The 17,848-nt window shown below is 56.1% G+C and carries 29 protein-coding genes; 25 read left to right on the top strand and 4 right to left on the bottom strand.

Annotation, left to right across the window (positions count from 1 at the left end; genetic code table 11):
• On the bottom strand, positions 1 to 320 hold a 320-nt coding region (locus tag EDC90_RS21245; RefSeq protein WP_245511078.1), incomplete at its 3' end, for a hypothetical protein.
• Positions 321 to 346: 26 nt separating this feature from the next.
• Here EDC90_RS21245 and EDC90_RS15175 point away from each other — a divergent pair.
• Positions 347 to 1,069, top strand: a complete 723-nt coding sequence (locus tag EDC90_RS15175) for an HAD family hydrolase (RefSeq protein WP_207903925.1) — start codon at positions 347 to 349, stop codon at positions 1,067 to 1,069.
• 596 nt (positions 1,070 to 1,665) lie between these two features.
• Here the strand turns inward: EDC90_RS15175 and EDC90_RS15170 are convergent.
• Entirely contained in the window at positions 1,666 to 2,085 is a 420-nt protein-coding gene (locus tag EDC90_RS15170) for a hypothetical protein (protein ID WP_132313099.1), read from the bottom strand.
• 287 nt (positions 2,086 to 2,372) lie between these two features.
• Positions 2,373 to 2,888 (bottom strand): helix-turn-helix domain-containing protein, encoded by a 516-nt coding sequence (locus EDC90_RS15165; protein WP_132313097.1) that lies wholly within the window; start codon positions 2,886 to 2,888, stop codon positions 2,373 to 2,375.
• Positions 2,889 to 3,035: 147 nt separating this feature from the next.
• On the opposite strand from EDC90_RS15165, the gene EDC90_RS15160 reads away from it, so the two are divergent.
• Positions 3,036 to 3,329 (top strand): helix-turn-helix domain-containing protein, encoded by a 294-nt coding sequence (locus tag EDC90_RS15160; protein WP_132313095.1) that lies wholly within the window; start codon positions 3,036 to 3,038, stop codon positions 3,327 to 3,329.
• Between the two features lie 149 nt (positions 3,330 to 3,478).
• Here EDC90_RS15160 and EDC90_RS15155 read toward each other — a convergent pair whose 3' ends face one another.
• On the bottom strand, positions 3,479 to 3,916 hold the full coding sequence (locus EDC90_RS15155; protein WP_207903924.1) for a hypothetical protein: 438 nt from the start codon (positions 3,914 to 3,916) through the stop codon (positions 3,479 to 3,481).
• Between the two features lie 218 nt (positions 3,917 to 4,134).
• Between EDC90_RS15155 and EDC90_RS15150 the strand changes: the two genes are divergently transcribed.
• The 23 genes from EDC90_RS15150 (at position 4,135) to EDC90_RS15040 (ending at position 17,846) form a co-directional block, all read left to right on the top strand.
• A complete protein-coding gene (locus tag EDC90_RS15150) occupies positions 4,135 to 4,494 on the top strand; it encodes a hypothetical protein (protein ID WP_132313091.1) in 360 nt (119 codons plus the stop codon).
• A gap of 1 nt (position 4,495) precedes the next feature.
• Entirely contained in the window at positions 4,496 to 5,320 is an 825-nt protein-coding gene (locus EDC90_RS15145; protein ID WP_132313089.1) for a ParB/RepB/Spo0J family partition protein, read from the top strand.
• Positions 5,317 to 5,781: a hypothetical protein gene (locus tag EDC90_RS15140; protein ID WP_432420012.1), complete on the top strand. Its 465-nt coding sequence runs from the start codon at positions 5,317 to 5,319 to the stop codon at positions 5,779 to 5,781. The genes EDC90_RS15145 and EDC90_RS15140 overlap by 4 nt, the downstream gene beginning before the upstream one ends.
• Positions 5,781 to 5,987, top strand: a complete 207-nt coding sequence (locus tag EDC90_RS15135; protein WP_132313085.1) for a hypothetical protein — start codon at positions 5,781 to 5,783, stop codon at positions 5,985 to 5,987. Before EDC90_RS15140 ends, EDC90_RS15135 begins: the two co-directional genes overlap by 1 nt.
• Positions 5,984 to 7,960 carry a transposase domain-containing protein gene (locus EDC90_RS15130; RefSeq protein WP_132313083.1) on the top strand — a complete coding sequence of 659 codons (1,977 nt, stop codon included), beginning with the start codon at positions 5,984 to 5,986 and terminating at the stop codon, positions 7,958 to 7,960. Before EDC90_RS15135 ends, EDC90_RS15130 begins: the two co-directional genes overlap by 4 nt.
• A 123-nt stretch (positions 7,961 to 8,083) precedes the next feature.
• Entirely contained in the window at positions 8,084 to 9,109 is a 1,026-nt protein-coding gene (locus EDC90_RS15125) for an AAA family ATPase (RefSeq protein ID WP_245511077.1), read from the top strand.
• The gene (locus EDC90_RS15120) at positions 9,106 to 9,414 is read left to right on the top strand and encodes a hypothetical protein (RefSeq protein WP_132313081.1); all 309 of its coding nucleotides are present in this window, start codon (positions 9,106 to 9,108) and stop codon (positions 9,412 to 9,414) included. Before EDC90_RS15125 ends, EDC90_RS15120 begins: the two co-directional genes overlap by 4 nt.
• Complete coding sequence (locus EDC90_RS15115; RefSeq protein WP_132313079.1) at positions 9,411 to 9,647, top strand: hypothetical protein; 237 nt, start codon at positions 9,411 to 9,413, stop codon at positions 9,645 to 9,647. Before EDC90_RS15120 ends, EDC90_RS15115 begins: the two co-directional genes overlap by 4 nt.
• Entirely contained in the window at positions 9,644 to 10,411 is a 768-nt protein-coding gene (locus tag EDC90_RS15110; RefSeq protein WP_132313077.1) for a DUF3164 family protein, read from the top strand. The genes EDC90_RS15115 and EDC90_RS15110 overlap by 4 nt, the downstream gene beginning before the upstream one ends.
• A 148-nt stretch (positions 10,412 to 10,559) precedes the next feature.
• Entirely contained in the window at positions 10,560 to 11,243 is a 684-nt protein-coding gene (locus tag EDC90_RS15105) for a DUF7168 domain-containing protein (protein ID WP_132313075.1), read from the top strand.
• Between the two features lie 479 nt (positions 11,244 to 11,722).
• The gene (locus EDC90_RS15100; RefSeq protein ID WP_132313073.1) at positions 11,723 to 12,361 is read left to right on the top strand and encodes a gp16 family protein; all 639 of its coding nucleotides are present in this window, start codon (positions 11,723 to 11,725) and stop codon (positions 12,359 to 12,361) included.
• A complete protein-coding gene (locus EDC90_RS15095) occupies positions 12,361 to 12,561 on the top strand; it encodes a hypothetical protein (RefSeq protein ID WP_132313071.1) in 201 nt (66 codons plus the stop codon). Before EDC90_RS15100 ends, EDC90_RS15095 begins: the two co-directional genes overlap by 1 nt.
• Positions 12,558 to 12,815: a hypothetical protein gene (locus EDC90_RS15090; protein ID WP_245511076.1), complete on the top strand. Its 258-nt coding sequence runs from the start codon at positions 12,558 to 12,560 to the stop codon at positions 12,813 to 12,815. Before EDC90_RS15095 ends, EDC90_RS15090 begins: the two co-directional genes overlap by 4 nt.
• A complete protein-coding gene (locus EDC90_RS15085; RefSeq protein ID WP_132313069.1) occupies positions 12,812 to 13,024 on the top strand; it encodes a hypothetical protein in 213 nt (70 codons plus the stop codon). The genes EDC90_RS15090 and EDC90_RS15085 overlap by 4 nt, the downstream gene beginning before the upstream one ends.
• Complete coding sequence (locus tag EDC90_RS15080; RefSeq protein ID WP_245511075.1) at positions 13,017 to 13,388, top strand: hypothetical protein; 372 nt, start codon at positions 13,017 to 13,019, stop codon at positions 13,386 to 13,388. The genes EDC90_RS15085 and EDC90_RS15080 overlap by 8 nt, the downstream gene beginning before the upstream one ends.
• 101 nt (positions 13,389 to 13,489) lie before the next feature.
• Positions 13,490 to 14,191 carry a peptidoglycan recognition protein family protein gene (locus tag EDC90_RS15075; protein ID WP_132313067.1) on the top strand — a complete coding sequence of 234 codons (702 nt, stop codon included), beginning with the start codon at positions 13,490 to 13,492 and terminating at the stop codon, positions 14,189 to 14,191.
• Positions 14,192 to 14,193: 2 nt separating this feature from the next.
• Positions 14,194 to 14,445: an NAD(P)+ transhydrogenase beta chain gene (locus tag EDC90_RS15070; RefSeq protein WP_132313065.1), complete on the top strand. Its 252-nt coding sequence runs from the start codon at positions 14,194 to 14,196 to the stop codon at positions 14,443 to 14,445.
• The gene (locus EDC90_RS15065; RefSeq protein ID WP_132313063.1) at positions 14,445 to 14,807 is read left to right on the top strand and encodes a hypothetical protein; all 363 of its coding nucleotides are present in this window, start codon (positions 14,445 to 14,447) and stop codon (positions 14,805 to 14,807) included. Before EDC90_RS15070 ends, EDC90_RS15065 begins: the two co-directional genes overlap by 1 nt.
• Complete coding sequence (locus EDC90_RS15060) at positions 14,740 to 15,036, top strand: hypothetical protein (RefSeq protein WP_245511074.1); 297 nt, start codon at positions 14,740 to 14,742, stop codon at positions 15,034 to 15,036. The genes EDC90_RS15065 and EDC90_RS15060 overlap by 68 nt, the downstream gene beginning before the upstream one ends.
• Positions 15,026 to 15,361, top strand: coding sequence for a DUF2730 family protein (locus EDC90_RS15055; protein ID WP_165972853.1), 336 nt, complete (start codon positions 15,026 to 15,028; stop codon positions 15,359 to 15,361). Before EDC90_RS15060 ends, EDC90_RS15055 begins: the two co-directional genes overlap by 11 nt.
• Position 15,362: 1 nt before the next feature.
• On the top strand, positions 15,363 to 15,662 hold the full coding sequence (locus EDC90_RS15050) for a VpaChn25_0724 family phage protein (RefSeq protein ID WP_132313059.1): 300 nt from the start codon (positions 15,363 to 15,365) through the stop codon (positions 15,660 to 15,662).
• A 1-nt stretch (position 15,663) separates the two neighbouring features.
• Positions 15,664 to 16,245: a DUF3486 family protein gene (locus EDC90_RS15045; protein WP_132313057.1), complete on the top strand. Its 582-nt coding sequence runs from the start codon at positions 15,664 to 15,666 to the stop codon at positions 16,243 to 16,245.
• On the top strand, positions 16,242 to 17,846 hold the full coding sequence (locus EDC90_RS15040; RefSeq protein ID WP_132313055.1) for a hypothetical protein: 1,605 nt from the start codon (positions 16,242 to 16,244) through the stop codon (positions 17,844 to 17,846). Before EDC90_RS15045 ends, EDC90_RS15040 begins: the two co-directional genes overlap by 4 nt.
• Positions 17,847 to 17,848 lie beyond the last annotated feature (2 nt).

Here is a 17,848-nt window from a genome sequence, read left to right as displayed (position 1 = left end):
TCTCGGCAACAAGCCTCGCCTTCATCCAGACCGCGATGATCAAGCTCATGACAAGGCGGCTCGCCCGCTATCCGCTTTCTTGAACAGACTCTAAGAGCTCGGTGCAAACCCAACAACAATGTCGCCTCGCCTGTATAGACGATGACCGCTGCGCCGCCTTCACCTATGTGCTGAAAGGTCGTCAATGCTGGCTGAAGGGCCGAATTGGCACCCCAACCGCCCACAAAGGATTGACCTCCGGGATTAAGACGTTTGAGACGTTCAAGCCTGAGAGGATTCTCAGCCTGCAGTAGGCTTCGAAAACGAAACACAGCGATCATAATTACGAGAAATATTCGGAATATACATGACAGCAGATACTCTGAGACGCGCTGCGATGATTTATGATTTCGACGGAACTCTTTCTCCGGGCGCTATGCAGCAACACACATTTCTTCCGCAGATCGGTTATGAAGACACCAGCGCTTTTTGGCGCTATGTCAAAAAACAAAAAAAGGCTCAGGACGCAGATGAAACGCTGATCTATCTGCAAATGATGCTTGAGAAGGCGTCCGAAAAGATAACTCGGAAAGCCTTGGAGGAACACGGTGCACGCCTTCCATTCTTCGATGGTGTCGAAGAGTGGTTTCATCGGATGGATGACTATGCTCGTGAGCGTGAACTGGCGCTCGAACACTATATAGTTTCATCAGGTAATCGGGAAATGATTGAAGGTTGCGGCATCCGTTCCAAGTTTAAAGGTATTTTTGCGTCCGGCTATGCCTATGATGATGACGGCCATGCGACTTGGCCAGCCGTAGCCGTGAACTATACGAACAAGACGCAATTCATATTTCGAATTAACAAGGGCATTTCCAACACCTGGAATGACGAGGAGATCAACCGCTGGATTCCTATGAACGAACGCCCGCTCCCGTTTGAGCGGATGATTTTCATTGGCGACGGCGACACAGATATTCCATCGATGAAGATGGTTCGTGTTCAAGGAGGTTCAGCTATTGCTGTATTCGACCCGGCGGAATGGCCGACGGAGAAGACTCAGCAAAAAGTTGGACGCCTGATAGCATAGGATCGAGCCAATTATGCTGTTCCTGCAGATTACCGTCCTGGGCAGCTATTGGATGTCACGGTTAAGGGAATTCTTGGTCGCATAGCTCGCGAAGCGGGATATCGGCCTGTGCACAGGGATGAGGTTTGATTTTCGTGCTCGATGCGCCGCGGGTGTTGTTTGACACAAGGATCCGGAATTTACGGGAATATCCGAGATTAAGTGAGAAATCGTGGGAAAGCCCCGAATTAAAAGGGGTTGCGGGCGATACGACAGGAAGGCCAGCCGAACGGTTTTTGACAGCACACGCGACACCATACCAGCGAAAACAGCCTTCAGCGAGCGCAATCCGATAATCCTTAAAAACCTCTTTGAAATCGCGCCAGTCGCCTTTGAGAGCCCTTCAAGACATTGAAAAATAAGGATTGAGAAGAACTCAAGGCAGCTCTTATACGGAATAAAAGCCAGCATCCTTTCGGAGAAAATCCAATTTTTAGATGCACATCCCGTGCAACTAAAAGAATAGCATTATTTTTCAATATGTTAAATCTGAATTTGCGATGATTGAGATGCACGGGGACATCACCACTATCCGCTGACAAGAGGCGTGAGCCAGTTCACTCAGTTGGCTTAACAACCCCTGCAGCGCGGATACAGATTGTACTAACTTTAGAAAATTCATCGACCGACAAGATCGTCTCTCTTGAAACAGCTTCTGTCCTACCAGGGGTGACGTATGGCGTCGGCATCGCCGAAAGCGCAGCGATCATCGTGTTTTCTTCGTCCCTCATGATGATATCTACAGAGACGTAGACCGGGCCAGTATCTCTATTGACCACAGAATAGGAGAAAGTGACGCCGGGGATAAAAACACTCGCCCGCAACTGGCCAGAGGAAAGCGAGAAGTTATTGACGTGGGCCTCACCCACATCGGCACTCAATGTGTCGATATCTTCAAGCGGAACACATGTCATCTCGGCGAAGCTTGGTGTCGCGAAAAGTGCGGCGGCACAGGCGGTCAGGAGCAGTTGTTTCATATTCCCCTCATACGGCTGGATAAAAGTGATCTAGCAACGATCATTGCCAAAAAGAATGGCCTTGTTGCAACCATTAAACGTGACTGATAGCGTTGACACGTAAGTCATTTGTTTAAGAGTGCATACCATGCGTAGTTTCCTGCTCAGCCCTAAAGAATGCCCGATTTCCATTGGTGGTAACGGATAGCTATCAATCCCCATCATAGCTTCAACTGAACCGAACGCTCAGCGCTCGAACGATTTCCCGTTGCCTGTCGGCAGAGCAGCGGGAACGCCTTAGCGCACGATCATGAAACCTCGCGTTTACCGGTGCCAGGTTCTTCCCGAGCCTTTTCAAGCCTCTCTCTAAGGAGGTGCTCGATAAAGGGCATCAACAGCCTTCGACCTTCCTCGCTAGCGGTATCTGAGCCTTGCTGAAGAAGCCGGTTGTAAAGCTCAGTGGCCTCCGCCGCCGCCTTTCCGTCTGGAAGGGTTATACCAAATTCTCTGTGAACTTTTAGCACTGCTTCAACGAGTCCTTCCATCAATTCAGGGAACAGGACAGGTCTCGACGGCTTGGTCGCGTCATCAAACACATCACCCTTGCCGGTGAGAAGCCAGTTTATATTTATTCCGAACGTTTCATTATAAACCATCAGAAGGTTCGTGTTCGGCTCAGCTACTCCGCGCTCATAAGTTCCCAGCGTGTCCGCCGCGACTCCTATCCTATCCGCAAAATCGCTCCGATTTTTAAAACCCGCTTGCTCTCGCGCCTGAATTAGACGGGCAGCGAGCGGAGTTCTCGGCTTAAGTGGTCGCGCCATACCTCAAAACGAAAAAATGTCGTTTACAAAACGACGTTTCTTCGTTATCCCTATTTATGCGCACCACATCAGTGGGGCGCGGTTGTTACTAATACGAGCCTTAAAAAACGGGCGTTGCAGCGCCCGCTTTCAAAGCGGAGTTATTTCATGAGCACCCCGACCCCAGACAAGGTCTGGAAGAAGATCAAAGATGCGGTCCACGATCGCGGCATGACCCTCACTGAGCTTGCCGCCCACAACGGTTTACACCCGTCCACTTTGCGCAAGGTTAAGGGCCTTACGCATTATGAAGGTCAGGCTGTGCTGGCCGCCTTCATCGGCACAACGCCTGAGAAGCTTTGGCCGGATCGCTACCCACGAAAAACATCCGTCATTTACAATAGCAATAAGTACGGTCCGCCGAAAAGCCGGAAAAGCATTTCCGATCAGGAGGCGGCATAACATGGCGTGCGATCCAGATCCTCTGACAGAGTGTGCACGTCTTTTTGCCGAAAGCGTACGCCGTGACCTTGATACCCCCTCGGCGCCGGAAGTTCGCCATAACCTGAGTGGGCGCGCGGCCAACCGCTATCGTTTCGAAACGGAGCCTTCTAACCTTCATCGAACGGGTCGTGATCCTGAAACGGCCAGAGGCTCGGATAGCTTTCCTGCAGGCTTTGAGCCGCCGCCGCATATTGCAACAGAGACGATGTCTTTGCCTGTCCGAGCCGGGGCATGGGGTCGTATTTTTGAAGCGTTTCAGCATATGCTTCAGCGCACCTTATCTCAAAAGCAACGGCGATCAGGAAAGTGCGGCGGACGATATCATCGCCCAACCCTTCCAGAAACATGCGCCTGCGCGTTTTGTTTCCGGCAAGAAACAGACGGGTCATGCTCTTGTATTTTTCCTTGTGAACAAGATCGCACTGTTTCTGAATGCCAATCTCCTCGCAAGCATCAGCAAGGTTCTCAATGCCTTCTTTCAGCAATAGGTCACCTATGTAGGCTTGCTCCTTGCCAATGTATTCAGCCAACTGATCCAACCCCATGTTCATGCCTCCATTCGTGTTGTGTGAACCATGGTTGCAGCAAATGCAATCAGCGCACAATGGCGAAACGTGCGTCCAAATTCGACACGACAATTGAGAAAGAAAGCGCATTGCCATGACCGCGATCTGGATCGGGCTGGCTGGATATTGCGCGCTTTGTTGTGTGACTGCCGGTTGGTTCTGGATCGCTGGTGGACGTTAAAATCAAGGGGACTTTTATGAATATTTACTCAGAGGATGATCGCCACAGGCTGATGCTGACCTGCTGCTACAGCGCGGTCGCTCGCCATTTCAGCCATCTTTCGCTCGAAGACATTATCGATCCTCCGAACGACATGCTGGATGCCGCTCTGGCGCGGCAATGTGCGCTAACGATGATGCGTGACTACTTCGACGTGCCTGCCCGCCGCATTGCAAAGATTACAGACCGCAATGTCGGACGCATCAAGCAGACTATGTGGAAGGTCAATCTGCGCCGCGACTGCCCGGTTTTCGATCGTGCCTATCATAAGATGGGGCTTCGGGCGCTGGCGCTTTACGGCCAGGCATTCGGCAAAGCCGAAGCGGAGGCCGCGTGACATGGCCGAGTTCATTTCTGCATCGATAGATAAAATCCACATGGGCGAACGTCTGCGCCCGATTGATCAAGGGTATGTCGAGGCCATTGCCGCGTCGTTTGAAGAGCGCGGCCAGATCAGCCCGATCATGATCAGAAGCACACCTGCGCAAAACAAAGGGAAAACACCATACACGCTTATCGCTGGTGGCTATCGTCTCTCGGCCGCTCGCTTGCTCGGCTGGGCAGAAATCGACGCGATTGTCGTTGCCGCCGATCAGGTCGAGGCCCAGCTTCTTGAGATCTCAGAGAACCTTTACCGGAACGAATTGAACCCGCTCGATCGCGCTATCTTCGTGATGAAGTACCGGGAACTTTGGGAAGAAAAGCACGGCAAAATTGATAAGAACCGTAACCTCAAAAACTCGAAGGGTCACGATGACCCTTCGGTGTTTGCATCGGGAAAGGATCTGGCGAAGGAAGTCCAGGAACGCCTTGGCTTTGGCCCGGAAACCTACAAACGCGCAACTCGTATCGGCCTTAACCTACAGCCCGCTATGCGGCAGGCCGTGCGCGGAACGGAAGCCGAAACCAATCAGGCCTTGTTGCTGAAGTTTGCGAAGTTGACGCCGGACATGCAGGTGAAGGCAGCAGCGGCGCTGAAAGAAAGCGGTGATCCGCAAAGCGTTCTGGCTTTGACCAAGCCGCCAAAGCCCGAAAAGACCGAACGTGATCCGGAAACGGAAGCGCTTGCCGCTTTGCGCAAAGCCTGGGGGCAGGCCAGCCAGGCAACCCGAAACCAGTTCCTAGAGGAAATTGGCCTTTCCAGTTTTCAGGAGGCTGCATGATGTCGACGAATCGCGACCCCTCACAGATGGATTTCTTTTCATCACCGGTCTTTCCGACGCGCGATGCGGTCGAACAGATCGACCTCGATCGTTTTCGCTCCCGGCTGAAACGGGAAATGGCGCGGGCTATCCGCGAGGCCCCATTTGACCGCCCAACGATCGCGGCACGCATGGCACATTACCTCGGCCTGCCTTCAATCTCGAAGGCGACGATTGATGCCTATACCGCCGAGAGTAAAAGCGGCCACGATATCAGCTTGCCGCGCTTCAAAGCCTTCGTGCGCGCAACGGGTGCACTCTGGCTTTGGGATGTCATCGTATCCGAAGACGGGCTTTTGTTGCTTCAGGGCGACGAGGCGCGACTGGCCGAAATCGCCCGGCTCCAGCAGGAGCGCAAAGAGATCGAAGGGCAGTTAAAAGCGCTCCGCTCCAAGCCGGTGACAATCCGGAGGGCGCGCTGATGGCTACGGCAAGACGAGGCGTATCGCTGAGAAGCCAAGTGGCAGCACTGGACAGCCTGCTTCATGGCCGTTCGCTGACGCTTTCACCCGCACACCGCGCACTGCAGAAAGAGCACCTGGAGGCGGCACTCCGTACACTCAGATGGATGGAAATTCATGCCCCGGAAATCCGCCGTGCCATGGCGAGCCAGGAGGCAGACCAGTGAAGCAGGAGTGGTTTACAGCAGCTGAACTGGCGGCGGCTAAGTTACCGGGGTTGCCGACTTCGCAATTCAGGGTCAACGAGCGCTTGTCCGGCGCGCGCGGCACTGAAAGAGCCAGGGTCAGAAAAGAAGCGGGCGGCGGATACGAATATCACTATTCACTTTTGCCAAACGCCGCTCGCGCCAAGCTCGCCTTCATGGTCACTGAACCAGAAGCCCGAAAGTCCGACGCCTCAAAGCTGCTTTGGAGGCGGTTTGAGGCCCTTTCGAGCGAGCATAAAGCGCTCTGCGAAAAGCGCCTCGAAGTGATCCAGCGCGTTGAAGCAATGGTTGAGGCCGGTCTACCGAAGAAGAAGGCTGTCGAAACGGCAACGCAGTACACCTGCACAGGAAAGAGTGCCTACTATGAATGGTGGGCGATGGTGAAAGACCATCCGAAACAGGATTGGCTTGCCGCGCTTGCGCCTTCCTTCTCGTCGAAGGCGAATGGTGTCGAAAACGAGATTGCGACCTGTCACGCCGACGCCTGGGCCTTCCTCAAATCTGATTATCTTCGTCCGGAGAAGCCCGCGTTTTCGGCTTGCTATCGCCGAATGGTGAAGGCGGCGAGGTCTGAAGGCTGGAACCCGATCCCGTCTGAGCGATCACTGCGTCGCCGCCTCGAACACGAAGTGCCAAAGGCCGTGCAGGTTATGAGCCGCGAAGGCCGCGAAAAGGCCAAGCGCATGTTTCCGGCACAAGAGCGCTCCGTCGCACACCTGCATGCGATGGAAGCGGTCAATGCCGACGGTCACAGGCTCGACTTGTTTGTGAAAGTGCCATGGGCTGAGAAACCAACCCGTATGTATCTGATCGGCACGCAGGATCTGTATTCGCGCAAGGTGCTTTCATGGCGGCTTGCAGAGGCCGAAACGTGGGATGCGATCCGCGCCTGCTTCGGTGATATGGTCGAAGACTTCGGCATTCCGGAGCGCATCTACCTCGATAACGGCCGGGCCTTCGCATCCAAGATGATTTCTGGTGGTGCACGCACCCGCTATCGCTACAAGATTGACGCAGACGAAGTGTCCGGCCTGTTGGTCACGCTTGGCATCGAGCCGCGTTTTGTGACGCCATATCACGGCCAAGCCAAACCGATCGAACGTGCCTGGGGCAGTCTGGCTGAAGAGATCAGCAAGCATCCTGCAATGACGGGTTGCTACACCGGCAATACGATAGACGCCAAGCCAGAAAACTATATGCAGAGCGCCTGCGATCTGGACAAGCTGCAGACCCATGTTGCCGAGATTATTGCTGAACATAACGCCCGCACCGGCCGTCGCACAGAGACGGCCAAGGGCAAGAGCTTCGATCAGGTCTTCGCCGAAAGCATGGCAGCGCCATCGACCATCGTTCGCCAGGCAACGGAAGCACAGCGCACGATCTGGCTTCTGTCAGCAAAGGGACTGAAAGCGCGCCAGCCGGACGGGTCCATCCATTTCATGGGATCGCGGTACTGGTCGATCGAACTCAACCAGTGGATCGGCAAAACCCTGATGGTTCGTTTCGATCCGGACAACCTGAATAAGCCGGTGAAAGTCTACGAGCCGAATGGCCGGTACATCTGCGATGCTGAGGCGGTCGGCGCCGTCCGCTTCGACAGTCAGGAAGAAGCCCGCCGCCACGCACGCAAGCGCGCCGACTGGCAGAAGGCAACGAAGCAGAAGGCCAAGCTGGAACAGCAATTCGCTGCTGAAGAACTGGCCGAAATTCTGGACAAGGGCAGCAAGGCCAGTCCGCCCTCAAAGCCAGAAAAGGTGCGCCCGACTGTCACGCGGATCGCCACCGGCAATCTCGCTGCCAAACTCGAACAACTGCCTGAAGAACAGCACGACGAGGATCGCTACGAGGACGCCTTCAGCCGTGCTCTTGAAAGGTACGCAGACAGCGAAGGCGTTATCCAATTTCCGCAAGGCGGCAAAACCAAGACCGGATGAACCGGCAGTATCTGAAAACCGATAAGTAATGCGTTCGGTTCCGGCAATGAAAAAGGGCGGGAGATTGCAGCTCCCGCCCAAAAGAAAACACCCCGATAGGGGCTAACAACGGAGCCAATTATAGTGACTAAGAAATTTAATGCAAATAACGGCTGGGTTCTCAGCCAGCCAACCGCAGCCTTCCTGGAAAAACATCCAGTTGGCGATGTTGATGAATGGCGTGCGCTGACTGCGCGCACAGCCGAAATGGCATCAACCAACGGATGGTCAAAAGCCGAAGTCGCCCGCCGCAGCGGTGTTGCCGAAGGTACATTTTCTCAGTGGCTTTCAGGCAAATACAACGGCACGCTTGCCAATTATAACCAGCAGATTGCGCAGTGGCTGACGAGTGTCGAGGAGGCCGCCGACATGGCCTCTGCTATCCCGGCCAGCCCTGCGTTCGTGAAAACCAAAATCGCCAACGAAGTTCTGCAAACGCTGATGTGGGCACAGATGACGCCTGCTCTGGTCGCCGTCACGCTGGATGCTGGCGTTGGCAAGACCACAGCCTGCCGCCACTACTGCGCTACCCGGCCTCATGCCTATATGGCGACAATCAGCCCGAACACATCCCGCGTTCACGGTATGCTGGTCGAGCTTGCCGAGGCCCTTGATGTATCCGAGCACAATCCCGCAAGGCTGGTCCGCGCCATCGGCCGCAAGCTGAACCGCGTCGGAGACGGAACACTCCTGATCATTGATGAAGCGCAGAACCTTGAAGCTGACAGCATCAACCAGTTGCGCCACTTCGTCGATGTCAACAATTGCGGTATCGCGCTTGTCGGCAATGAAGACACAGCTGCCAGCTTTGTGCGCCAGCAAGGCCGTTCGGTTGCGTCACGCGCGCAGGTGCTTTCACGCATCGACAAGCGGCTTCGGCGCGAAGGCAACCGCGCCGATGACATACGGCTGTTTGTGGCTGCGCTCGGCATTGAGGATCCGGACTGCATCAAGTTTCTGCTCGGACTTGGCCTGAAACCCGGTGCACTCCGCCAGATCGACCGCACGGTCAAACTCGCGCGCATGTACGCCATGGGAGAAGGTCTACCGCTCTCTCTCGATCACCTGAGAGCTGCCTGGAAAAATCGTGATCTGGGAGACCTGCAATGAGCGCCACCCTGATCGACACGTTGCTGAGCGATACGCTTTGCCTTCATGCGACCAAGCTACAGAAAGCGCACCGCGATGGTCATGGCCTTTCAGCGTCTGATTGCCAGAGGCTTTCAGATGAGCTGCATGTCCTGCGCAAACTGGCCCGCAACACAGAACAGGAACTTTCCGTGCACCGCCTCGAACAGGCGCGGCGTGAAGGCTTCGAAATTCTCGAAGATGAAGCAACCCGCAAACTCAAGCAGATGATTGCCGATCCTGACGGCAAGATTGTTCGCCCCGATTTCAAGGGAGGCAAGGCATGAACATCCAGCCATCTCAATACCTGTCCGGCGTCCGCGATGAAATGAAGCGTTTCGTGCGCATGCAGAAGCGGCCAAGCGTCAACGAACTCGAAGGCATGGTGACCCGGATGAATACGGGCATAGCTCTCACCGAAGAACTGGAGGCGGAAGCCTGCCTCCAGAAGGACGGAAGCCGCCGACCACATCTGACACTGATTACCAACCACGACAACAACGGAGGTGATGCAGCATGACCAGTGAAGCATACATTCTCGAAGCACAGCAGAACCAACCGCGCACCGCTGAAATCAATGGCGGACGCTATATCGAAGATGTGCGCGGCCGGTTCGTGCCGGAAGCGCTTTACCAGGCACAGGTCCGCGAAGTCGGTACCGGTGTCACGATGGTGAACGGCCGTGAGATGATGACCGATGCCAGCGACCGGCTTGTGCCTCTGGATTTGGTCAAGCCGCAGCATAAGCTGGAAGATGAGGTTGTGCGCAAGGTCATCGGCTTTGCCTTTGACCTCTCCGCCCAGATCGGCAGGTTTCTTGAACACACCATGATCGACCTGGACGGCTTCGACGCGCTGCTGGCGCAGGAATACGAAGTCACCAAGGGCGGCAAGAAGGGCAATCGGACCTACCAGTCTTACGATGGCCTCTACAAAGTCCAGGTGCAGATTGCAGACCGTATCGATTTCGGGCCGGAGCTACAGGTTGCGAAAAAGCTCTTCGACGAATGCATGAATGAATGGTCAGCCGATAGCCCGGCGCCACTGCAGGCAATTGTTACCCGTGCATTCAGCACGGACAAAGAGGGGCGCATCAATCGCGCTGACCTTTTTAGCTTGCTTCGCCACAACATCGATGACGAGCGCTGGCAGCGGGCCATGGGCGCCATCCGCGATGCCATGCGGGTGACTGGCTCGAAGCAGTATGTACGGTTCTATCATCGCCGGAAAGTCGAAGATCGCTGGCAGGCGATCACGATTGATCTGGCGAAGGCAGGTGCGTGATGGCGGTCAAAGTCACATCGAAACACAAGAAGTCGCGCGCTGGCGCTGGGCATCAATGCCCGCACTGCGGCAAAAAACTCCGCGGTGAAAAGGGCCTCAACATGCATGTCCGGCAGGAGCATGAGGACGCTGGAAAGGCGGTGGCGAAATGAGCGAGAGCATCAAACGCCGCATCGCCGCATTGCTGCAGAAAACCACATCACGCGGCTGCACGGAAGAAGAAGCGCTCGCCGCTGCCGAAAAGGCAGCTGCACTGATGCGTGAATATGGCCTGTCAGAAGTCGACATTGAAATTAGCCAGCAATCGGTGAAGGCCAAAACCCACGGAGCCTCAATCCGCGACCTCCTTTGGCGAAGGCTGGCACTGTGCACCAATACAGCAACCCTGCTTGTCATCGATGACGACAACCACAGAAGCTTCATTGGCCGCGCCCCGGGGCCGGAGATCGCAACCTATCTCTACGTTGTTCTCGATCGTGCAATTGACAGAGCCGTGCGCGAGTTCAAGACGACGACTTTCTATAAGCGCCGCCGAAACATCAAAACAAAGCGGCAGGCCGTTTATGATTTCACGGCAGGGATGGTTTATCGGCTTTCGGTCCGTTTGAATGCGCTCTTTGCCGATACCGTTTCGGCTTCGGCCTCGGCCGAAGCCAAACGCGCACTGGCCGCACGTTATCCACAAACGGTTCCTGTCCGGACGGATAGTAGACGCCTCAAGAACGGCAATGCCGTCGGGATGGGCATAGCCTCCGGGAACAACGTCAATCTTTCGCATGGCGTCGGCGGTTCCAGTGGCCCGAAAGCCATTGCCGGAAAGGCAGGTGCGTGATGCGTAGCCCAAACCGTCCAAGCACAAACGCCCGAGCAATAGCAGGAAGTCCGTCATCCACCGTTATGGCTGGTTACGGGGTTTGCCGGTTTGCGAACGGATTATGCGAATGTGCTCAAAAACGTCATTACCCGTGCGACAGCGTGAGAATGGCAGCACAGAGCATCATTGATGCCGCTAAGGAGCAGTTGGCTGAAGTCTATGTCTTGAGACGAAAGCCCGCTACACACCGGAAAGGCAGTGCATCATGAACGCGATTTCCCAACATTTCGCCAGCGAACGCTTTCTGCGCTGCCCCGTCTGCGGTTTGGCAGAAAACGGCTCCATAGGCTCCGCCGACGAGCGCAGACACGCACGCGCATATTATTGCGGATCGGCCTTTGAGCGCATTGAAGGCGTCTTTGCCTGCACGCATCCGTGCCCTGGGCCTTCCTACGTTGCAGCCTCACATATTATTGCGGAAGCAAAGGAGATTGATCATGAGTAGATCAATCGCAGCACTGCATGTTGCCAAGAAGCAGCTCGGCTTAGACGACGAAACCTATCGCGCCAAGCTTTCGGCCATCACCGGAAAAACGTCTGCCAAAGACATGTCCGAGGCCGAACGCCAGGAGGTTCTGACGGTCTTCCGCAATGAAGGTTTCCAACCGAAAGCAGTTGAACACCGCCCGGATGGCCGCAAGAAACTCACCGGCAAGTTCGCGCCGAAGCTCCAGGCGCTCTGGATTGCAGCGTGGAACCTTGGCCTGGTCAACAATCGCGATGACGCGGCACTACTCGCCTTCGTGAAACGACAGACCGGCATCGACCATACGCGCTTCCTGACTTATGGCGGCGACGCCTCCAAAGCGATTGAAGCGCTCAAGGGCTGGATGGCACGCGAGGCTGATGTTGACTGGCGCGAAAACACGTTTGGCCCCGATTGGCAGACAGGCGCTGGCTACAAGATCGCGGCCGCACAATGGCGCAATCTCAACGGAAACGGCGCTGATTTTCTCGGATGGGTGCAAAACCAGATCGGACGACCTGTTACCTCTCAACCACCAACGACCGCCGAATGGATCGCAATTATGAACACTCTCGGCGAGCGCATCCGCGCGCGAAAGGCAGGTGCGTGATGGATGATGTCAGAGAAAGACTTCGCCGCATCAACCTCATCGAGGAAGCGCTGGTCAAAGCATTTGAGGATGTCGGCGTACCTGTCGCCCGCACTGACGGCGGTGACGCAATGACCTATTCGCTCGACGAAGACATGGGCGTGACTTGGGACATTTCAGTCTCCAGCTTGGCCAGAGATATCGAAAGACTCCTTTCATGAAGCCCGTTTCCTCCATGCCTGTCACCGGCTTCGAAATCGCTGTCGTCAGCGACCACGCCTTGCTGCGCTATCTGGAGCGCAGGCATGGCCTCGATGTCGAAGGTTTGCGCGCCGAGATCTGCGCCGCCTGCCGGGATGGCGTGCGCTATGGCGCGAAGGCCGTGCTGGCCGATGGCGTCAAGTTCATCATCGCAGGCGATACCGTTGTGACCTGCCTTGAACGAAAACGAGCAGAGCGGAAGGGCAAAGGATGACCACCGATAACCTTCCTCTCTTCTCAGTCACCGAAAACCGTGAAGCTTTGAAGAGGCTTCAGGAGCGCCGCAATGCGCTCCTGATGCGTCTTCAAGGTCTTTCGCCCCAAAGCCGCAAACGCGCCGGGCTGACCTACGAGCTATCCATCGTCACCACCGAAATCATCCGCTGCGAAACGAAACAATATCCGGGAGGCCATCATGTTTGATGACGAACGTCGTGATATGGAGCAGGAGCTGCGGGACATGCTCGGCGGTGAGGACTTCCTGAAACTGGTGGAACGTGTCGGCGGCATCCGGTTTTATGTGCCCAATGATCCGGCCAAGTCTGCCGATAAGGAAGGTCTTGGGTCCGACATCCTACACCGCCTTTCAGCTGCATATGCTGGCGAATATATCAAAGTGCCACTTGCGCGCAGGTGGCGGGCTGATCAATATAGGCTCCAGGGCCAATCGCATGCCGATATCGCGCGGCGTCTTGGCATGAGCGAAAGTGGCGTGTACAAGCTGTTCAAAGCTGCACCGCGCCCGGCAAAGCCGCGCAAACCCACCCGCCAGATGGATCTCTTCTAGTCGCGCCTCCCTTTGGAGGCATGACCTGCTGACGCCTCGCCACCTATCTTCCGGATAAGCCAATCACTTCACGCTTTTCTGGATCGGGAGGCCGTCATGTAATGCGCCCCATCAACGAAATCATCATTCACTGCACCGCCACACCCGAAGGGCGCCCCGTCAGCGTTGCCGAGATCAATGACTGGCACCTTGAGCGCGGCTGGTCCGGCATCGGCTATCATCGCGTCATCCACCTTGACGGTCGCCGCGAAGCAGGTCGCCCGATCGAACGCATCGGCGCGCATGTCAAAGGCCACAACATTGGCACGATCGGCGTGGTCTATGTCGGCGGCATGAACCGCGACTTCACCGCCGCTGCCGACACTCGCACGCCCGCCCAGAAAGACGCGCTTCTGGCCGAAATCACCGATCTGCGCGACCGCTTCAACATCGGCAAAATCAGCGGCCACCACGACTATGATGTAGGCAAGGCATGCCCTTCATTCGATGCCAGAGCTGAATACGCCTATCTGTTCCCGACGATGGAAGACCTGCTCGGCTACGAGGATTTGGTTCTGAGGCGTGGCGATATGGGACCGGAGGTCGAGGACTGGACAGAAGAGCTTCGCCGTTTCCGCGAGATGATCGATCACAAATGGCCGGTGCAGCCGACCGATACCTTCGACCACACAATCGAGATGGTCACCATCTGGTTCCAGAAGTATCGCGGCATTGTTGCTGATGGCATTGTCGGCCCGCAAACCCGCGATGAAATGGACCGGGCGCTGGCCAGGAAACCGCCTTACCGGGCATTGGAGCTGTGACCATGGAGAAGCCAAGCTATCGCAGCTCCAAACGCTTCATGGGCATTTCCCATGCGCTTGCCTGGGCAGTGATTTTCATCATCGTCGCCGCTTCCTCTTATGGCTCTGACGGCGCGCTGGCGCTTGCACCAACCGTCATTCCGTTAATGGTCGGAATGATCCTGGCACTGCTCGGCATTCATCGCGGACTTGGCTCCGTCGATATGCGCACCATCGCACGGTTCGGCAACGGCGAGCCGGACAAGGAGACATAATGGCTGCCTTTCTGGCGAAATACCTGTCTCCGCTCGTGGTCGCTGGCTTGCTGTTTGCGGCTGGTGGCCTGCTTGCCTTTACCGCCGTCAACGAGGTCAACGGCATGGTGAAAGATGCGAAAGACATGGCGACTGCCGAACGCAACGCCTTCTGGAAAGGCAAGATTGCCGAAGCCAATGCGGCGAAAGAAGCGGCCGTCGCGGCCCAGCTCCGCGCCGTCATGCTCGCCGACAACAAAATCCGCACGGCCGAGGCCGAAGCCGAAACCAAACTGAAGGAAATGGAGAGAGCGAATGCGGCTTTGCCTGGTGGCGCTGCTTGCGGCCTTGGGCCTGAGCGCGTGCGTATCCTCCCCCGATGAACCGATCGTCATCACTAAGCTCGTTAAACCGGTGCTGCCGTCAGAGGCGCGCAAGCGATGCGCGGCACCTTCTGCGCTGCCGGATGATCGCGGCCTGAGCGAGGCTGAAGTGACATCGCTGTGGGGCACTGACCGCTTGAACCTGCGAACCTGTGAAACCCGCCGCGCTGGTGCCGTCAACGCCGTCGATGCCGCGCCGGAAACGATGGAGGCCGATCATGGTTATTGAAGTCGGCACGTTTCTGCCAGTTCTCACAGCAATTTCCCTGCTCATTTCAATTGGCTCGTTTGTGCATTCGATCTTCACCGCCCGTGCAAAAGGAAACACCGCGAAACTGGAGTCACTTGAGGACGAAGTCACCAAGCTGGACCGCCGCACGCTGAGTGTCGAGGCCGAGGTCAAGCAGCTTCCGGGCAAAGACGAACTGAAGAAGCTGGAGCTTTCAATGGCCAAGCTTGAAGGCACAGTCATGTCAACGGGTCAGGTCGTAGGGCGTGTTTCTATGACCGTGGATCGTATCGACAACTATCTGAGAACCAAGGGTGAAGGTTAAAATGGTTTCTTTCCCGGAATATTCCGCCCGCGATGCGCGCCTGATCATTTTGCGCGGCCTTGCCGAGGAAACCGACGGTACGATGAACGAAACGCTACTGACAGTGTTGCTGCGTTCTTTCGGTCATAACCGGTCGCGTGACTACGTCCGCACACAGATCCGCAAACTTGACGAACTGGGGGCCGTGACCGTGACGGAAGCCGGAACCGTCATGATTGCGTCGATTACCCGTGCCGGTCTCGACCATGTCGAGCGCCGTTCGATTGTTGAGGGGATCGCGCGCCCTTCGCCGGAGGTTTGATATGGGACGCGGTCGCCTATCATCCATTCAGTTGCTGCCTGAGCCATGCGCACCGATTGTTGCGTGGGCATCGGCCGCGCTGAACAAAAATGACCGTACCCAGACCGATATCTACAAGGAGTTTGTCGATCGCCTTGAAGCGCTTCAGGCTGAGTTTCGTGGTGAGCTTGAGTTCGATATCCCGTCGTTCAAATCCTTCAACCGCCACAGCCTCAGACTTGCAGAAGTGACTGCACGCATGAATGACGTGCGCCAGATCGTCTCTTCACTGTCGAAAAGCTACGACCCGGAAGACAGCGATCAGTTGACGATTATCGCATCAGAAGCCGTCAAATCACTGGTCATGGAAATCTACGCATCCAGAGGCGAAAAAGGCCTCGACCCGAAGGGCGCCATGGCGCTGGCCAATGCCCTGCGCGCGGCCTCACAAGCCCAGAGTGTATCTTCGGCACGCCGTCAAAAGGTTGAAGCGGAGTTCCGTGAAAAAGCGACAGAAGCCGTCGAGAAGGTCGCGAAAGCAAAAGGCATTTCCGATGAAGGCGCGCAGTCGATCCTTGATCAGATCCTCGGGGTAGCAAAATGAGCGGACCCGTTTCGAAAGAAGACTGGGCGCGCGCCCGGCGTCAATCGACGGACGCGGTTCTTGAAAAGATCGAGCGGCGCAAAGCACTCCTGCCATATCAGGCCCGCACGGTTGCTCTGCTGGAAGGCACCTGTCCGGTTCTGTTTATCGAGAAGTCTCGCCGCATTGGTCTGACATGGGCCTGCGCGTCCTATGCCGTGTTGCGTGCAGCACGATCCCGCGAAGCTGGCGGTATGGACTTCATGTATATCTCGTACAGCCAGGAGATGACGCGCGAATTCATTGACGCCTGCGCTATGTGGGCCAGAGCCTTTTCGTCCGCTGCGATGGAGCTGGAAGAGTTTCTGTTCGACGACAGCGACAAGGACGGCGAACGATCCATCCAGGCCTTCCGGATCAAGTTCGCATCCGGCTTTGAGATTGTCGGCCTGTCCTCAGCACCGCGCACACTGCGCGGCAAACAGGGCGTGGTGATGATTGACGAAGCGGCCTTCGTTGACAGCCTCGAACAGCTTCTCAAAGCTGCTCTCGCGTTCTTGATGTGGGGTGGTCAGGTCATTGTCTGCTCAACGCATGACGGCTTCGAAAACCATTTCAATGAGCAGATACAGGACATTCTTGCTGGTAAGTCAGACTACCAGCATATGAAGATCGATTTCGATGCTGCGCTGATCGAGGGCCTTTATGAGCGTATCTGCCTTGTCACAGGCAAAACGTGGACGCCAGAGGCCGAGGCGGAATGGCGCGCTTCGATCATCAGGTTTTATGGCAGCGGCGCTGACGAAGAGCTGTTCTGCGTTCCGTCCATGTCGTCCGGGGCCTACCTGTCGCGGGCGTTGATTGTCTCGCGGATGAGAAAAGAAATCCCGGTCATTCGCTGGAGCCCTCCGGACGGCTTCGTCGACTGGCCATCAAAGCTGCGCGAAGACGAGGTCGAGGCCTTCTGTCGTGAGAAGCTTTTACCGCTGCTCGAAAAGCTCGATCCGAAACTGCGCTCCTGTCTCGGTCAGGACTTTGGCCGCACGTCCGACCTTTCGGTCATCCATCCGCTCCAGGTGCGCGAAGACCTGACACTGGCCACACCGTTTATTCTGGAGCTGCGGAATGTTCCCTACACCTCGCAGTTCCAGATCGTTCGCTTTATCCGCGACCATCTTCCGCGCTTCTTTCATGCAGCATTCGATGCGACCGGTAACGGAGCGGCGCTGGCCGAGATGGCACGGCAGGAATTCGGAGCAGGCTTTGTGTCCGAAATCAAACTTTCGGAGAACTGGTACATGCTCAACATGCCGAAGCTGAAGGCTGCATTCGAAGACGGGCAGATAGAGCTGCCGATGGATGACGACATCCTGAATGACTACCGGGCGCTGAAGATGGAGCGCGGTATCGCGAAGGTGCCGGTCGGGTTTCACAATATGGGCGCTGATGGTTTCGACCGGCATGGCGATGCCGCACCGGCTGGCGCGCTCGCCGTCTTCGCCAGTGAACAGGAAATGCATGAGTATGGGTACCGGGCCGCACCATCATCCACGCGCACGGCCTTTCCGAATGCGCATGACGATGACGATCAAACCGGCTTCGGCCTGCGCGGGAGGTTGTAAAC

This window comes from Martelella mediterranea (assembly GCF_004342225.1).
Classification (GTDB): domain Bacteria; phylum Pseudomonadota; class Alphaproteobacteria; order Rhizobiales; family Rhizobiaceae; genus Martelella; species Martelella mediterranea_B.
This window is presented reverse-complemented; position numbering and strand designations above follow the sequence as displayed.

Bases quoted from the DNA above. Each gene is read 5' to 3' on its own strand.
- EDC90_RS15060 (WP_245511074.1), top strand. From the start codon at position 14,740: ATGCGGCTTTGCCTGGTGGCGCTGCTTGCGGCCTTGGGCCTGAGCGCG.
- EDC90_RS15085 (WP_132313069.1), top strand. From the start codon at position 12,812: ATGACCACCGATAACCTTCCTCTCTTCTCAGTCACCGAAAACCGTGAA.
- EDC90_RS15050 (WP_132313059.1), top strand. From the start codon at position 15,363: ATGGTTTCTTTCCCGGAATATTCCGCCCGCGATGCGCGCCTGATCATT.
- EDC90_RS15080 (WP_245511075.1), top strand. From the start codon at position 13,017: ATGTTTGATGACGAACGTCGTGATATGGAGCAGGAGCTGCGGGACATG.
- EDC90_RS15120 (WP_132313081.1), top strand. From the start codon at position 9,106: ATGAGCGCCACCCTGATCGACACGTTGCTGAGCGATACGCTTTGCCTT.
- EDC90_RS15105 (WP_132313075.1), top strand. From the start codon at position 10,560: ATGAGCGAGAGCATCAAACGCCGCATCGCCGCATTGCTGCAGAAAACC.
- EDC90_RS15155 (WP_207903924.1), bottom strand. From the start codon at position 3,916: ATGGGGTTGGATCAGTTGGCTGAATACATTGGCAAGGAGCAAGCCTAC.
- EDC90_RS15090 (WP_245511076.1), top strand. From the start codon at position 12,558: ATGAAGCCCGTTTCCTCCATGCCTGTCACCGGCTTCGAAATCGCTGTC.
- EDC90_RS15165 (WP_132313097.1), bottom strand. From the start codon at position 2,888: ATGGCGCGACCACTTAAGCCGAGAACTCCGCTCGCTGCCCGTCTAATT.
- EDC90_RS15170 (WP_132313099.1), bottom strand. From the start codon at position 2,085: ATGAAACAACTGCTCCTGACCGCCTGTGCCGCCGCACTTTTCGCGACA.
- EDC90_RS15040 (WP_132313055.1), top strand. From the start codon at position 16,242: ATGAGCGGACCCGTTTCGAAAGAAGACTGGGCGCGCGCCCGGCGTCAA.
- EDC90_RS15160 (WP_132313095.1), top strand. From the start codon at position 3,036: ATGAGCACCCCGACCCCAGACAAGGTCTGGAAGAAGATCAAAGATGCG.
- EDC90_RS15055 (WP_165972853.1), top strand. From the start codon at position 15,026: ATGGTTATTGAAGTCGGCACGTTTCTGCCAGTTCTCACAGCAATTTCC.
- EDC90_RS15045 (WP_132313057.1), top strand. From the start codon at position 15,664: ATGGGACGCGGTCGCCTATCATCCATTCAGTTGCTGCCTGAGCCATGC.
- EDC90_RS15075 (WP_132313067.1), top strand. From the start codon at position 13,490: ATGCGCCCCATCAACGAAATCATCATTCACTGCACCGCCACACCCGAA.
- EDC90_RS15100 (WP_132313073.1), top strand. From the start codon at position 11,723: ATGAGTAGATCAATCGCAGCACTGCATGTTGCCAAGAAGCAGCTCGGC.
- EDC90_RS15140 (WP_432420012.1), top strand. From the start codon at position 5,317: ATGATGTCGACGAATCGCGACCCCTCACAGATGGATTTCTTTTCATCA.
- EDC90_RS15150 (WP_132313091.1), top strand. From the start codon at position 4,135: ATGAATATTTACTCAGAGGATGATCGCCACAGGCTGATGCTGACCTGC.
- EDC90_RS15065 (WP_132313063.1), top strand. From the start codon at position 14,445: ATGGCTGCCTTTCTGGCGAAATACCTGTCTCCGCTCGTGGTCGCTGGC.
- EDC90_RS15115 (WP_132313079.1), top strand. From the start codon at position 9,411: ATGAACATCCAGCCATCTCAATACCTGTCCGGCGTCCGCGATGAAATG.
- EDC90_RS15175 (WP_207903925.1), top strand. From the start codon at position 347: ATGACAGCAGATACTCTGAGACGCGCTGCGATGATTTATGATTTCGAC.
- EDC90_RS15135 (WP_132313085.1), top strand. From the start codon at position 5,781: ATGGCTACGGCAAGACGAGGCGTATCGCTGAGAAGCCAAGTGGCAGCA.
- EDC90_RS15070 (WP_132313065.1), top strand. From the start codon at position 14,194: ATGGAGAAGCCAAGCTATCGCAGCTCCAAACGCTTCATGGGCATTTCC.
- EDC90_RS15095 (WP_132313071.1), top strand. From the start codon at position 12,361: ATGGATGATGTCAGAGAAAGACTTCGCCGCATCAACCTCATCGAGGAA.
- EDC90_RS15145 (WP_132313089.1), top strand. From the start codon at position 4,496: ATGGCCGAGTTCATTTCTGCATCGATAGATAAAATCCACATGGGCGAA.
- EDC90_RS15110 (WP_132313077.1), top strand. From the start codon at position 9,644: ATGACCAGTGAAGCATACATTCTCGAAGCACAGCAGAACCAACCGCGC.